The sequence below is a fragment of the Pseudomonas sp. Irchel s3f10 genome, assembly GCF_900187515.1.
In the GTDB taxonomy this organism is placed as follows: Bacteria; Pseudomonadota; Gammaproteobacteria; order Pseudomonadales; family Pseudomonadaceae; genus Aquipseudomonas; species Aquipseudomonas tensinigenes.
Window position 1 is genome coordinate 26,675 of the sequence record NZ_FYDZ01000008.1, and the last position, 15,614, is coordinate 42,288.

At 61.1% G+C, this 15,614-nt stretch carries 8 protein-coding genes; all 8 read right to left on the bottom strand.

All coding sequences use genetic code 11. The features are described from left to right. Window positions 1–84: 84 nt before the first annotated feature. The 8 genes from CKW17_RS17920 to CKW17_RS17955 all read right to left on the bottom strand — a co-directional run bounded on the left by CKW17_RS17920 (window position 85) and on the right by CKW17_RS17955 (window position 15,524). Window positions 85–1,938 (bottom strand): polyurethanase, encoded by a 1,854-nt coding sequence (locus tag CKW17_RS17920; protein WP_095120843.1) that lies wholly within the window; start codon window positions 1,936–1,938, stop codon window positions 85–87. Window positions 1,939–2,135: 197 nt separating this feature from the next. Beyond that, complete coding sequence (locus CKW17_RS17925) at window positions 2,136–3,824, bottom strand: polyurethanase (RefSeq protein ID WP_095120844.1); 1,689 nt, start codon at window positions 3,822–3,824, stop codon at window positions 2,136–2,138. A 58-nt stretch (window positions 3,825–3,882) separates the two neighbouring features. Continuing rightward, the gene (locus CKW17_RS17930; RefSeq protein ID WP_095120845.1) at window positions 3,883–6,960 is read right to left on the bottom strand and encodes an autotransporter serine protease; all 3,078 of its coding nucleotides are present in this window, start codon (window positions 6,958–6,960) and stop codon (window positions 3,883–3,885) included. A gap of 178 nt (window positions 6,961–7,138) precedes the next feature. Further along, window positions 7,139–10,090, bottom strand: a complete 2,952-nt coding sequence (locus tag CKW17_RS17935) for an autotransporter serine protease (protein WP_095120846.1) — start codon at window positions 10,088–10,090, stop codon at window positions 7,139–7,141. A gap of 308 nt (window positions 10,091–10,398) precedes the next feature. Beyond that, window positions 10,399–11,769, bottom strand: a complete 1,371-nt coding sequence (locus CKW17_RS17940) for a TolC family outer membrane protein (RefSeq protein WP_095120847.1) — start codon at window positions 11,767–11,769, stop codon at window positions 10,399–10,401. A gap of 2 nt (window positions 11,770–11,771) precedes the next feature. Then, entirely contained in the window at window positions 11,772–13,121 is a 1,350-nt protein-coding gene (locus tag CKW17_RS17945) for an HlyD family type I secretion periplasmic adaptor subunit (protein WP_034154169.1), read from the bottom strand. Continuing rightward, the gene (locus CKW17_RS17950; protein WP_095120848.1) at window positions 13,118–14,893 is read right to left on the bottom strand and encodes a type I secretion system permease/ATPase; all 1,776 of its coding nucleotides are present in this window, start codon (window positions 14,891–14,893) and stop codon (window positions 13,118–13,120) included. The genes CKW17_RS17945 and CKW17_RS17950 overlap by 4 nt, the downstream gene beginning before the upstream one ends. A 208-nt stretch (window positions 14,894–15,101) precedes the next feature. Next, window positions 15,102–15,524, bottom strand: coding sequence for an AprI/Inh family metalloprotease inhibitor (locus tag CKW17_RS17955; protein ID WP_176470087.1), 423 nt, complete (start codon window positions 15,522–15,524; stop codon window positions 15,102–15,104). Window positions 15,525–15,614 lie beyond the last annotated feature (90 nt).

Here is a 15,614-nt window from a genome sequence, read left to right on the forward strand (position 1 = left end):
CCCACACTGGATCTGTTTCGTTTACAAATCCCCTGTGGGAGCGAGCCTGCTCGCGAAAGGGCCCTTACCGGCGCCCCATCAACCTCAGGCGATCACAACACCGTCAGCACTCAGGCTATTCAGCGACACCCCGACCAGCGTCACCGAATCGTTGCCAAACGTCAGCACCGTATCCTGTCCTACTGAAGAGGCATGGGCACGGAAGTCCTCCGCCGGCAAAACACCCTGCACGCCGAGAAACACCAGTTTGTCGTTGGCGGTAAAGCCCACCACCCGGTCTTGGCCGAATGCACCGTTGAACAAGAACGTATCCGCCCCGCCCCCCGACTCCATCAGGTCGTTACCGGCGCCGCCGACAAACACGTCATTGCCCGCGCCGCCAATCAGGTGATCGTTACCGTCCAGCCCGAACAACCAATCGCCGCCCGCATGCGCCTTCAACGTATCAGCGCCGCCGGTGCCTTTGACGCTGGATTCGTACGCAGTGACATTGTTGCCGACCTTCAAGCCGCTGGCCGTGACGCTGTGGGTCACATCGTCCTTGAACAAGCCCCAGAGAAACCCCGGTTCTTTGGTGACAATGCTGCCGATGTCGCGGGTGATGCTGATCCCGCCGTTGGCGTCGCGCACGTAGAGATTGCCGGCGCCGTCATTGGCGAAGTCGAAGTTCTTCACCGCGCTTTGCAGGTCGAGGGTGTTGCTGCCCTGCCCGCCAAGGATGACGTTGTAGCCACCGCTGTCGCGGAAGGTGTCGTTGCCGGCGCGACCTTCCAGATAATCGTTGCCGCTACCGCCCTGGATCAGGTCATTGGCGTCGCTGCCGATGATGAACGTGCTGCCCTTGTGGGTTTCGGCGTTGCGGTTGAGGTCCTGCACCCAGGTGTTGGCCCGCGCCGGGTCCGAGAGGTTGGCGACAATGATCGTCGAGTCGCGGCTGGTGAGGTCGTAGAATTTTGAGTCGATCACCCGGTTCATGCCGTCGCCATACGCAGTCGGCAAATGCGAGATCCAGGTGGGAATGTTGAGGATCGAGTACGGCAGCAGATTCCACGCGGTCGAGGCGTAATGATCGTTGAAACTGACGATGTTGTCGGTGGCAGACTCTTTGGGCGCATCGTGCACGCCGACGGAGGCGCCGGTGAAGGTCGAACCGTCGAGGGCGCGGAACACCGGGTCGTTTTCGTAACCGACGTTGAGCACTTTGTCGGTGCTGCTTTGCGTTGGCGAGGCGTAGGCGATGTAGTTGGAATCGGCAAAGAAACCGCCCCACTTGCCGCCGCTCAAGTCGGCCATGCTGTTGACCGCCAGGCCGCCGAGGCTGTGGCCGCTGACCAGTACGTCCTTGCCGCTGAGGCCGTTGGCCTTGGCAAACGCCACCACATCATTGAGCAGATTGCCGAAGGCTTCACCGACGTAATTCTTGGCGTAATCCTTGGGGCCGAAGGCGGCGAGCAGGTCGTTGATCACGTCGCCGATGGAGTCGAGGATCAGGTTCTCACGCGGGCCGCTGGTGCCGCGAAAGGCAATGCCTAGTTCGGTGAGATGGCCCTGGGCGTCGTACTTGCCGAGAATTTCCACTTGCGCGGTGGTGTAACCGGCCTTCTCGCCGAAGAAAGTTCCCCGCGCATCGGTCTTGCCGTCGTAGCCCAGTTGCGAGGCGGTGATCGGCGTCCAGCCGGCCTGTTTCACGGCGTCGAGGGCGAGTTTTTCCGAGTCGGGGTTCCACGGAATGCCGGGGATGACACCTTGCGAATCGGTGCCGCCGAGCAGCGCCGTGACCAATGTCGCAGGCAGCCCGAGGCCGAAACCGTTGTGCTGATAACCGGCGGCAAAGCCGTTATCGAGGTTGTGATAGGAATACAGCGTGATCGCCATGGCATCGCTGAACAACGCCTTGGAATCGGCTGTGCCGAAGTTCTTGTAGTCATACACACCCATTGCTATTGCCTCTCTCTTGTTGGAATTGTTAGAGATAGCTCACAGCCAGGGCGCCCCACGGGGACGCCCCGGAGCATTTCAGAATTTACATAGCTTTTAACTGTAGGAGTGAGCCTGCTCGCGATAGCGGTGTGCCAGATGAAAAAATGCAAACTGACACACCGCTATCGCGAGCAGGCTCACTCCTACAGGGGTTACTAGGCGAACACGAACGCCGAGTCCGACAGGTTAGCCACTCCCACCCCGATCAGGGTCACGGCATAGTCGCCAATCTTCAGCACGGTATCGCTGCCGGTCTGCGACGCGTGTTGCTTGTAGTCGTAGCCCTGCCCCGCGCCTTCGACGCCCATGAACACCAGTTTGTCGCTGCCCTGATAACCGTTGATGGCATCGAAACCGAACGCGCCGCTGAACAGGAAGGTGTTGTTGCCACCCACTGCGCTCATCACGTCGTTACCGGCGCCACCGACGAAGGTCACATGGCCCTTGTCGCTGATCAGCTTGTCATCGCCTCCGAGGCCGAACAGCCAGTCACCGTCAGCCGTGGCGTGCAGCGCATTGCCGTAGCCATCGCCGCTGAGCGAGTGGTTGTACTGGGTCAGCTCGCTGCCGTTGGTCAAACCCTTGGCGGTGACGCCCCAGGTGATTTCCTTGCTGCCCCACCACGAACCCGACTCCTTGCTCACCAGCGCGCCGATATCGCGGGTCATGCTGATGCCGCCGTAGGCGTCGCGCACGTACAGCGTGCCGTCCCCGTCGTTGGCGAAGCTGAAGTTCTGCAGCGGTTTCTGCAGTTCGAAGGTGTTGTGCCCCTGGCCACCGAGCAGAATGTTGTAGCCGCCGTCATCACGGAAACGGTCATCGCCGCCCAGGCCTTCAAGGAAGTCGTTGCCCGCGCCGCCCTTGAGCCAGTCGCTGCTCTGGGTGCCGATGATGAAGGTGCTGCCGGTGTGCGGCTCGCCGCTGCGACCGAGATCTTCAACCCAGGTTTTGCCCCGGGACGCTTCTTCCAGGTTGGAGACGATGATCGTCGAGTCTTTATGCGTCAGGTTGTAGAACTTCGAATCGATCACCCGATTCAAGCCATCGGCATAGCCCAGCGAGCTGTGGGCCGACCAGTTCAGCGGATTGACGATGCTGAACGGCACGAGGTTCTGCGCGGTGGACGCGTAGTTGTCGTTGAAGTTGACGATGTTGTCAGTAGTCGAATCGTGCGGCTTGTCGTGCTTGCCCATCGACGCGCTGCTGAAGGTGGTGCCGTCGAGCACGCGGAACACCGGGTCGTTCTCGAAACCGATGTTCAGCACGTTATTGCCGGTGCTGCTTTGGGTTGGCGAGGCGAAGGTGATGTAGTTGGCGTCCTTGAAGAAGCCGCCCCAGTTGCTCGCGCTCAACTCGGCCACGCTGTTGACCCCGAGCCCGCCGAGGCTGTGGCCGCTGAGCAGCACGTCCTTGGCACCGATGCCGTTGGCAATGGCGAACGCGGCGACAGCCTTGAGCAAATTGTCGAAGGCGTTTTTCGCGTAGTTGCTCGCATAGTCCGATGGACCAATAGCCGCCAGCAGATTGTTTTTCAAGTCGCCGAAGGTGTCGCTGTAACCCAGCCCACCGGTGCCACGAAAGGCCACGCCGATGCCGATCAGTTTGCCGGCGGCGTCGTATTTGCCGAGCACTTCGGCTTCGGCGCTGGTAAAGCCATCCTTCTCGCCGAAGAACGTGCCTTGCGGCCCGACCTTGCCCTGATAGCCCAGCGCCGTTGCTGTGAGCGGCGCCCAAGCGGTGGCCGGTAACGGTTTGCCGGTCGGCGTGTAGGCATACAGCGTCAGTGCGATGGCTTCGCTGTACAACGCTTTGCCATCGGCATTTTTATAATCGAACAGTCCCATGTTGTGCTCTCTCTTGCATCAAATGTCTGGCAGCTCTTTGCAGAGCTGCCAGCACGCCTTAGAACTGCCAGTCGAGGGTCAGACCCACGCCGTGGTCCTTCTCGTTCGAGCCGATCAGCCCGTTGTAATCCAGGTTCACCCGCACATCGCGGTTGAGCGCCAGACCTGCGCGCACGCCGACCACCGCCGCATCGCGATCCATCGACACGCCCTGCACGGTGAACGCACTGTTGCCGTTGGCGAAGGCCAGATGGCTGTCGGCATCGACGTTGTTCAGGTTGTGCTGCCAGCCGAGGCTCGCACCCAGTTCCAGTTGCTGCTGATCCGACAAGGCGAACGAACGCTTGGCGCGCACGCCGAGGGTCGACAGCACCACATCACGATTGTCCTCACCGCCCTTCAACGCTGCCGCGTCACCCTTTTCGGTGAAGCTTTCAGTATTGAGGTGCACGTAAGCCAGATTGGCGAACGGCTCCAGGTTCATCGGTTGCAGGCCCAGATCATAAGCGGCCTCGGTGAAGACTTGCGTGGTTGCGGCATCGTGCTTGGTCTTTTGTTTACTGCTCACGTCCCCGAACTGCAGGTCACGTTTGACGTCGACACGGTGCCAGCTGTAAGCGCCACCGACGGTCAGCCGCAGCGCATCGATCTGATGCCCCAGGTACGCACCCAAGTGGTAGCTGTCGACCGACGCCGACGAATGCGTGCCGCTGCCCATGCTCAACGAGCTGTCGCTATAACCGGTAACGAAACCCAGACGGGTATCTTCAGCGATCAAGCCGTCGACACCGGCGAGCAGGCCACCGATAGAGCTGTTGGAGTCGGCATTGTCATGCCCGCCATCGCTCTTGCCCCACGAACCCAAGACCTTGACCCACGCATTGCTGCGATCGTCAGTCGGTGCACCGGCATTGAACAGATCACGCTCACGCAGACGCTCGCCCACCGCTTCACGCAGGTAACGACTGTCGTTGATCAGCATGGTGCCAATGGCCGGATGGATCTCGCCGGACAACTGCTGGAAGGCTTGTTGCGCCGACGCCGCATTCGGCGACAGCAACAGGGTTTCGAACAGCGCATTGCCGGCGCCCAAACGCTCAGCTGCCGCACCAACCGCACGCTGGTTCGGCGTCAGGCCGACACTGGCGAACGAGGCCTCGTTACGCCCGACTGCCAACTGAATACCAGTGGCCGAGTACGCCAGCGTGCCGCCGAGGAAGGCGTAATCCGGTAACACCTGACCGAAGCGTCCTTCAATACCTCCGGCCGCTTGCAGGATGTTGTACTGAGTGCCGAGCAGGCTTTGCACTTCGTTGGTGGTCAACAGGCTCGGGCTGTTTTCCAGCGACATGCTCACTGTGGCGCCTTCAATCACGGCTTTGCCGGTAGCGATAATCTGATCACTGCTGGTCGGCGACAGCTCTACCGCGTAAGTCGAACCCGGTGCAAAGGTCACGTCACCGGCCACGTTCAGGGTGCCGATGGAATTACCCGGTGCGACCGTACCGCCGCTGTTCACCGACAGCGCGCCGATGTGGCCATTGCCGCCGAGGATACCGCCGTCATTCACCGTCACCGCCGATTGCAGCGAACCGTTGATGGCCAGGCGTCCCTGATTGACCAGGGTCGGGCCGCTGTAAGTGTTGTTGCCGGTCAGTACCAACGTGCCGAGACCTTGCTTGGTCAAACCGCCGTGACCGGAAATGTCGTTGCGCCAGGTATCGAGGCCGCAAGTGATGTCGGTGCAGACGCGCTCGGTCGGTTTGCCTTGATCGATGATCGCGCCGATGCCCGGCAGATCCGCGACAAACTGGCCGGAGCCGTAAGCACCGTCGATGCGGAATTCCGCTGGAATGTCCTGCTCGGTGACGAACATCGACGGGCCGTCGATGCCTTTGCGCAGGTTGATCATGCCCCAGCCGTACAAGGCGTCGATGCCCGGCGCGCCGAGGTCGGTGGCGGTGGTGCGCAAGACCGTGGCGACTTGATCGCCGGTCATGTACGGGAAGCGCTCCATCAGCACCGCCATGGAGCCGGCCACGTGTGGCGCGGCCATCGAGGTGCCGTTGTAGTTTTTGTAGCCGGTGGTGAGGTTGTCGGCGTTGGTGCCTTCAATGATCGAACTGAAGATTTTCGTGCCCGGCGCCGAGACGCAGAAACTCGCGGTGTAGCCGCAACGCGAAGAGAACGTACTCATGATGTACGGGTTGGCGCTGGCCAGGTCCGGGTTCTTCTGCAGCGCGGCAACGGTGATCCAGTTCGGCGCGATGTCCGGGACGAAGTAGCCGAGGCCGGCGATGGCGTCCGGGTTGTTGAGGTTGTAATCGTTGCCCGCGGCGAAGATCGTCACGATGCCGCTGCGCGCGGCGGCAATTGCGCCGTCATAGGCGCCGCCCGGTTTGGTGCCGAGCAGTGTGCGGATTTCGTTGAACTGCAACTGCGCGTCATTGACGGTGAAATGCGGGTACGCCGGATCGCGGCCGCCGAGGTCGAAACGGTCAGTGATGCCGATGCCCCAGCTGTTGTTGATGATGCGCGCGCCACTGGCGATCAGTGCATCCCAACCGGCCTTGTACACCGCGCCGTCGTTACCGCGAACGATGCCGTCTTCCGGGCCCGGGTCACCGTTGTCGGCGCTGATGATCTGCGCACCGAACGCCACACCGTGCATCGGTCCACCGTCGCGACTACCGGCGGCGATGCCGCCGACGTGGGTGCCGTGGGCGCCAAGTTTTCCGTCGGAGCCGACCGAGGGCGAACCGTCATAGCGGAACGCATCGCCGGCTTTGACCGGGATGTACGGGTCGGTGTATTCGCGGATCCCGCTGGTGACCAGGGTGACGACTTTATTGCTGCCGGAAAACTCCGGGTGCGCGGCGTACACCGGCTGGTCGAAGATCCCCAGTTTCACGCCTTTGCCGGTATAGCCGGCGGCGTAGGCGTGATCAGCACCGATCGCGCCCAGGCCCCAATCGGCCTGAAACTCGGCACTGCGCCAACTCGACGGATCGCCCGTGCGACCGCTCTCCACGTAGGGTGCGGCATGCGCAGTGCCGATGGCACAGAGCACAGCGAGCGTGAGGGTTTTCAGGGCAAAGCGGCCTCCCGTTTGCGCGGGGGTATTGTTGTTATTCATCCAGCGACCTTCCTTAGTGATGTTGCGAAAAATCCTGATCGTTCCCACACAGAGCAACTGATCGTTCCCACGCTCCGCGTGGGAATGCAGCCCGTGACGCTCCGCGTCACTGGACGCAGAGCGTCCCTAGAGGCATTCCCACGCAGAGCGTGGGAACGATCGGACGCAGAGCGTGGGGTTAGAACTGCCAGTTCAGGCTCAAGCCAACGCCATGCAGCTTTTCGCGATTGGCCAGTTGTCCGTTGTAATCAAGGTTGACCCGTACGTCTTTGCTCAACGCTAGGCTGGCCTGGACGCCAACCAGCGCGGCATCGCGCACCAGCGCCGAGCTCTCCACCGCGTACGGCGTGCCACCGCTGGCAAAGCGCAGATGCTGCTCGGAATCGATGTCGCTGAGGCTGTGCTGCCAGCCGAGGTGGCCGCTCACGTCCAGCGATTGCCGGGGCGAAAGATTGAAGGTCTTGATCGCCCGCACACCCAGGGTGCTCAGCACCGCGTCACGTTGATCGCCGTTGCTTTTCAACGCGGCCGCGTCGCCTTTCTCGGTCAAGCCTTCAGTGTCCAGATGCACGTAGGCCAGGTTGGCGAAAGGTTCCAGCGCCAGTGGTTGCAGGTGCAAGCGATAAGCCGCTTCGCCGAACACTTGCGTGGTTGCCGCATCGACTTTAGCTTTCTGTTTGCCGCTGACGTCGCCGTATTGCAGATCGCGTTTCACATCGGCGCGATGCCAGCTGTACGCCGCGCCGGTGCTCAAGCGCCAGGCGCCAATGTCACGACCGGCATATGCGCCGAGGTGATAGCTGTCGACCTTGGCCGAGGAATGCGTGCCCGAACCCATGCTCAGCGAACTGTCGCTGTAACCGGTGACCAGACCGATGCGGGTCTGATCGTCCAGCGCGCCATCGACACCGGCCAGCAATCCGCCAATCGAAGTGTTGTAGCCCGCCGTGTCGTGACTCGAATCGGTCGTGCCCCATGCCCCGAGAGCCTTGATCCAGCCGTTGCTTTGCGCAGCCGTTGTGTCATGCAGACGCTCACCCACCGCGTCGCGCAACTGGCGGCTGTCGTTGATCAGCATCGAACTCAACGCCGGGTAGATCTCGCCGCTCAACTGCTGGAACGCTTGTTGCGCCGAAGCGGCGTCCGGTGAACGCAACAGGCTTTCGTAGACCGAATTGCCGGCGCCCAGGCCTTCGACGGCAAAGGCGACCGAGCGTTGATTCGGTGTTTGCCCGACGCTGGCGAAGGTTGTGGCGTTACGTTCGACGCTCAGTTGAATAGCGTTGGCGGCGTAGTCGAGGCTGCCGCCGATAAACACATAATTCGGCAGCACCGTACTGAACTGACCCTGAATGCCACCGGTCGCTTGCAGGATGTCGTACTGGCGACCGAGCAGGCTTTGCGCTTCGGTGGTGGTGAGCAACGTCGGACTGTTTTCCAGCGAAAGGCTGACGGTCGCGCCGCTGACGCTGGCCGTGCCGCCGGCAACGATGCGGTCGCTGCTGGTCGGCGACAGTTCAACGGCGTATGTCGAGCCCGGCGCGAAGGTCACGTCACCGGCCACGTTCAAGGTACCGATGGAGTTGCCCGGTGCCACGCGAGCGCCGCTGTTGGCAAGCAGCGCGCCGATTCGCCCGGAACCGCCGAGGGTGCCGCTGTCATTCACCGTCACAGCGGAAGTCAGCGAACCGTTGACCGTGAGCAAACCGCCATTGACCGTAGTTGCACCGCGATAGGTGTTGGCGCCGGTGAGAATCAGCTGCCCGCCGCCGGACTTGATCAGGCTGCCCTGGTACACCCGGCTCGCCGCCGCCGCATCACGGGCAGTGCCAACGGCGTAATCGGTCTGATCCTGTTGGCTGGCGCCTGCGGGAACGCCGTTCTGCCAGCCCTTGTCCTGCAGGGTTTGCTGCCAGGAGCTGTGCTCGGCGAGGTCTTCGCTTTGGCGTTGAATCAGCGCCTTGTCGGAGATGTCATTGCTCCAAACATCGCGCTGCCCTGCCCCCAGGCTGGCGTCGAACGCACCGAGCAATTGCCCCGGCCCGCGCATCGCCCGATTCAGATTGGCCACGCCCCAACCGACTCGCTCAGTCGGCGCGTCGGTGACCGAGCCATCCAGTTGCGTGGCGGTGGTCAGCAGCACTTCGAGGGCCTGCTGATTGTTCATGTACGGGTAGCGCTCCATCACCAACGCCAGCGCACCGGTCGCATGCGGCGCCGACATCGAGGTGCCGGACTTGATCGCGTAACCGCCACCGGGAATGGTGCTGTCGATCTTCGCTCCCGGCGTGGTGATGCACCAGTATTTGGCGAGGCCGCACTGGTTGTACTTCTGCTGATTGCTCTGATCGAGGCCCGACACGGCCAGCCAGTGACCTTCCAGATCCGGCTGAAAATACGGCAGCGCCGAACGCACGCTGGCGTTTGGATAGCCGCTGTTGCCGGCGCTGAACACGTTGATCACACCGCGTCGGGAGACATCGGCGGCGGCATCGAGCCAGGTGCCTTTGTTCCAGTGCTGGGCGTACGCGGCGTGCAGATCGGCGAGGGTGCGGTAGCTGACATCCGGCGGCTGGCTGCCCCAGCTGTTGTTGATCGCGCGTACGCCGGCATCGGCGAGCGCGTCATACACCGCTTTGAAATAGCGCGGATCGGGGTTGGGACCGAACAGGAAACTGTCGTTCTTGTTGGTGTTGCCGACGTAGATCTGCGCGCTGTACGCCACGCCGTGCATGCCAGTGCCGTCGCGCGAGGCGCCCATGGTGCCGACGACGTGAGTACCGTGGGAGTCGTTGTTGGGGTTGAGGGTACCGTCGACGTTGAACAGCGAGCCGTCGATGTAGCTGCCGCTGGCCAGTACCGGGTGATAGCGGGCTGAAGCGAATTCCGGGTGGGCGACATCGAAACCGGAATCGAGGGCGCCGATTTTCACGCCTTGGCCGGTGATCCCGGCGGCGTACGCTTGCTCGGCCTGCATGCGGCTCAAGCCCCAGTCGCGGAGGAATTCAGCGCTGCGCCAACTGGTGGGATCGCCGGGTTTGCCGGCTTCGAGGTATTGCGCCTGAGCCTGGGTTGCAGAAATCACAAGCAGCAGGGTGCCGACCGAAATCGGCTTGATGCGTACGTCCATGTTCACCACTCACTTTTATTGTTTTATGCAGGTTGTTTTGCGGTGTTGCCTGTTCCCCTCACCCCAGCCCTCTCCCCCAGGAGAGGGAGCTGACCGTGGGGTCTTGCATCATTCATCGACCTGAAAAATCGGGTCGATTGTGGATTCGGTGAAGCAGATCCTTCCCAAAGAACAGGAAGCTGACCGAGGTGTCTCTCGTCATACATCGACCTGAAAGACCGCGTCGATGCTGGATTCAGTGACGCTCATTCAGGTCGGTGTACTTCTAAAATATCCCCCGTTCGGTCCCCTCTCCCTCTGGGAGAGGGTTAGGGTGAGGGCTGTTGAGCGACCACAAAAGCCTCATCCACCCGCGCCAGATCCTGCTCGTTCAAGGTCCCGGCGTAGTAATGCAATTTGGTCCAGGCCATCAGATAGTCGTACCGCGCCTGCGCAAGATCGCGGCGGGTGGTAAACAGTTGCTGCTCGGCGTTCAACGCGTCGAGATTGGTCCGCTCACCACCGAGAATGCTCTGCTTGGTCGACACCACCAGCGCTTCCGCCGAGCTCAACGCCTTCTTATAGGCCCGCAGTTTGCTCACCCCGGACAGGCAAGCGCTGAACTGCCGGCGCAATTCAATCAGCGTTTCACGCGTCTTGCCGTCAAGTTCATACTCGGCCTGTTCCATGGTGCGACTGGCCTGACGCGTCGACGCCGAAACCCCGCCACCGGCATACAACGGCACGCTGACTTCAAAACCGATGGTGTTGGTTTCGTAGCGCTGGTTGTAAGTGTTGCCGCTTTCCGATTCGTTCTGGCGCATCGAGGCGTAGGCATTGATTTTCGGCAGATGCCCGGCGCGATTGCGCTCCACCTCATAACGCGCAACTTCCACGGCCTGACGTTGCGAGGCCAGATTCGGGTTATTGCTCACCGCCATTTCGTGCCAGGTGTCGTAATTGGCCGGCATCAGCGCGAAGGTCTGGAAGTTCTGATCCAGCGGCGCCAGATCACCAATGTCCACCGCTGGCGTGCCCACCAGCGCACCCAGTTCCCGCAGCGCCGCGTCTTGTTCATTGCGCGCCTCGATCTCCTCGGCGGTCGCCAGTTCATAGCGCGACTCAGCTTCGAGAATGTCGGTACGCGTGCCCTCGCCCTGCTTGAACATGTGTTCGTTCTGCTGGAACTGCTGCTCGTACGCCTTCTTCTTCGCCTGCGCGATGTCGATCTGATCCTGCGCGAACAGTGCCTTGGTGTAGTTATCCAGCACGCGAACCAACAACTCCTGACTCTTGCCGCGAAAGTTCTCGTCAGCGAACAACGACTGCGCGACACCTTTGCGATAGGCGGCATAGGCCTCGTAGTCGAGCAGCGGTTGCTGCAACGTCAGCGCCGAGCCGTAACTGCTGTAATTGCGGTCGTCGGTACGGTTGCGCGCGCGCTCATCCAGCGAGGTGGCTTTCGAGGAGTTGCGCCCCTTGTTGTAGGTGTAACCGATGCGCGGCAGCAGGCCGGCACGGCCAATCGCACGGTTCTCCAGACCCGCATCACGCTCCTTGATCGCCCCGAGGAACACCGGGTCATTGCGCAACGCCTGTTCGTAGATCTCGAACGGCCCCATGGCCGCCACTGCCGAGTGACTCGCGAGCAGCAAGAATGCTGCTGCGAGCGTGGAAAGCTTATTCATACAGCCGAACATCCTTATTCTTCGGTCAGCGCAGAGCCGGCCCGGTCAAGCAGCGGTTTGAACAGATAGTTGAGCAGTGAACGCTCACCCGTACGCACGAACATTTCTGCCGGCATGCCCGGCTTGATCACCAGACCGTTGAGTTTTTCCATGGCCTGGTCACTGACGCTGCTGCGCAACACGTAATAAGGCACGCCGGTTTTCTCATCGACCATCTGGTCGGCGGAAATCAGGCTGACCTCACCCGGTACACGCGGAGTTTTGCTCTGATTGAACGCGGTAAACAGGATGTCCACCGGCAAGTGCGCGCCAACCTTGTCGATCAGGTTGATCGGCAAGTGCCCTTCCACTTCGAGCGTGGTGCCTTGCGGAACGATCTCCAGCAACGTTTCACCCTGACGCACCACGGCGCCCTCGGTGTGCACGCCGAGGTTGACCGCGACGCCGTCGGCGGTGGCGATGATTTCGCTGTGTTGCAGGTCGAAACCGGCCGAAGTCAGTTGCTCCGACAGGGTCACGCTTTTCAGCTGCGCGTCGGCCAATTGCGTGCGGACTTCCTTCTGGTATTCCTCGGCGTGCTGTTGCAGCTTCAGCCGCGACTCAAGGATGCCCTGCTCGACCCGGCCGCTTTCTCCGGTGTTTTCTGCCAGTTGCTGCTGCACCTGCGACAGTTGACGCTGGTATTCCATCAAGCGGTTGCGCGGGATGTAGCCGTTGTCGGCGAGCGGTTGCAGATTGCTCAACTGCTGTTGCAGCGAGTCGGCCTGAGCATTGAGGTCGGTACGCGCGCGGCGCATGCCGGCCAGTTGCGCGGTGGCGCCTTCGATGCTTGCGCGCAGTCCGGCCTGCTCGCGGTAGTACGCCTCGCGACGGCTGCTGAACAGTTGGCGCTGGCCTTCCAGCACCAGTGCCAGACGCGGATCCGGGTCATTGCTCAGCTCAGCCGGAAAGGTCACTTGCTTGAGGTTGTCGCGCTCAGCCTGCCAACGCGCGAGGCTAGCCCAAGCCATGCGATATTGCGCTTGCAGCGACTGCACGTCGGCGGCGACTTGCGTCTGATCGAGGCGGAACAGCGGCTGGCCCTGCTTCACGATTTCGCCTTCGCGCACCAGAATCCGGCTGACCACGCCGCTGCTCATCGACTGCACGGCTTTGCGTTTGCCCGACACGACGACCGTGCCCTGCACCGGGATGCCTTGATCGAGCGGCGCCAACGCCGCCCAAGTGAAGAAACTGCCGGCGCCAACGATCGCCAGAATCCAGCCCATACGTGCGAAGAACTTCGCATCGCGCTCCGGGCGTTCGGTGATGTAGGCGTGTTCCATGCTCGCTTCGTTTTCAGTGTTCATGCTTGCGCTGCTCATACACCCGAATTCCTTGTCGTGGGCTGATACTGTCGGCTCATGCTGAGCCCGCCCGGTGCCTGCGCAGCTTTTTCCCGTTGTTGTTCTTGCTGGCCTGAGAGTGCCTTGAGCACGTCCTGACTTGGGCCAAACGCCTGCAAACGACCGTCATTGAGCACCAGCAGTTTGTCGGCCTGGGCCAACACCGAAGAACGGTGCGTCACCAGCACCACCGTGGTGCCCTGGGCTTTCAGCGCAGCGATGGCGCTGGCCAGTGCGGCTTCACCGACGGTGTCGAGGTTGGAATTGGGCTCATCCAGCACCACCAGACTCGGTGTGCCATACATTGAACGCGCCAATGCCACGCGCTGCTTCTGGCCGCCGGACAAACCGCTGCCGTCCTCGCCCAGTTGCGTGTCGTAGCCTTGCGGCAGACGCAGGATCATTTCGTGCACACCCGCCTGTTGCGCAGCCGCCACGACTTTCTGCGGATCGGCTTCGCTGAAACGGGCAATGTTCTCGGCGATGCTGCCGCTGAACAGTTCGATGTCTTGCGGCAGATAGCCGATGTACGGGCCAAGGTCATCGCGGTTCCAACGATGAATATCCGCGCCATCGAGGCGCACGGTGCCGCCGAGGGTTGGCCAGACACCGACCAGCACACGGGCCAGCGTCGATTTGCCGGAACCGGATGCACCGAGGACGCCGAGCACTTCGCCGGCATTCAGATTGAAGTTGACCATTTGCAGAGTCGCCGCACGTTGCCCCGGTGGGCCGGCGCTGACCTGTTCGAAGGTGATCTGGCCTTTCGGTGCCGGCAGCGCCATGGCGTCGTCACTCGGCGGGAACGCTTGCAGCAATGCATCGAGACGGCGGTAAGCCAGCTTCGCCCCGCTCCACTGCTTCCACACGGCGATCAACTGGTCGATCGGGCTGAGCACGCGGCCCATCAGAATGGAACCGGCGATCATCATCCCGGCGGTCATGTCGCCCTTGATCACCAGCAAAGCGCCCAGGCCCAGCACCAACGATTGCAGGCACAGGCGCAGGGTTTTGCTCAGCGAACTGATCACCGCACCGGTGTCGCTGGCCTGATTCTGCAGACCGAGGAACCGCGAGTGCACCTGGAACCAGCGCTTGCGCAGGGAACCGAGCATGCCCATCGCCTGAATGGTTTCGGCGTTATGCAAATGGCTGGTGGCCAACTGACTGGACTTTTGCGAATAACCGGCGGCTTCGCCCAGCGGCTTTTTGGTCATGTATTCATTGAGGCAGGCCAGGCCGATCAGCAGCAACGCCCCCGCCGTGGCGAGCACGCCGAGCCAGACGTTGAACAGGTAAATCACGAACAGATAGACCGGGAACCACGGCGCATCGAAAAACGCGAACAGCGCAGGACCGGTGACAAATTGGCGAATGTGCGTCAGATCGCCCAGCGACTGCCCGGCGTTGCCCTCGCCCTGGAACAGGTTGCGCTCAAACGCGGCTTGGTAAACGCGCAGGTTGAAGCGGCGCTCCAACTGGCTGCCGATGCGGATCACGATAAAGCTGCGCACCACTTCCAGCAGGCCGATAAAGGCGAAGAAACCGACGACCATCAGCGACAGCATTGCCAGGGTGGTCTCGTTCTGCGAGGACAGCACCCGGTCATAGACCTGAAGCATATAGATGGAGGGCACCAGCATCAGCACGTTAATCAGCGCAGTAAAGCAACCGACGCTGATCAGAATACTTTTATAGTCACCCAATGCCTTGAATAAGGGCGCGGTGGCTGGGGCCTTCGCCATCTTCATTGATTATTCCTGGAAAATATCTCCCGCCACTCGTTGGCGAGACTCGAATTAATTAACCGCACAACGTCGGAACTTGATTTTTTGTCTACCGCTTACACTTTCATAACAACTCAAGCAATTAAATGCGGCGCAGTTGCCACTCAGCGTTACTTATAACCATAGCGCGGCGCTTTATATTAAAACTTTGTCGCCGTCTGGATAGCCAAGGCTATTGCGCTGCGCGCTCAAGCGTAATCACCAGACCTGACTTCAAAGTGGTCAGATAAAGCCCATCACGTTGTCGGCTGAAGAACTGGATTCTTGAGCCTTCCTTGCCGGTAATCGACAGGCCGTCCGGATCGGGAAACCAACCGATCGGGGCTTGCTCAAGCCAGGCACCGAGACAGTCGGCCCCTTTGCCCAAGGTCTGATTGGATTCAAGGTCGATCAGGCAAGTATTCGAAGGCTTGTCCTGCTGCTTTTGCGCTTCTCGATCATCATCCCGGGTAGATAATGTCGCTTGCCATTGCCCCGCAAATACCGAGGGCTCTTCGAGTCTGAGGCTGCTTGCCATACTGGTTTCTCCTGAAATCATCATGAGCGCCGCCGAAAACCACGCCGCCACCTTGTAGGTAAAAGCTTTACTGATCATGGGAATATTCGCTCCGGCCTGTAGCCTTGCTTACCTGCCAATACGATGCAAGCAAAGAAAGCGGCGCATCACACGCCGCTTTCCACTGCT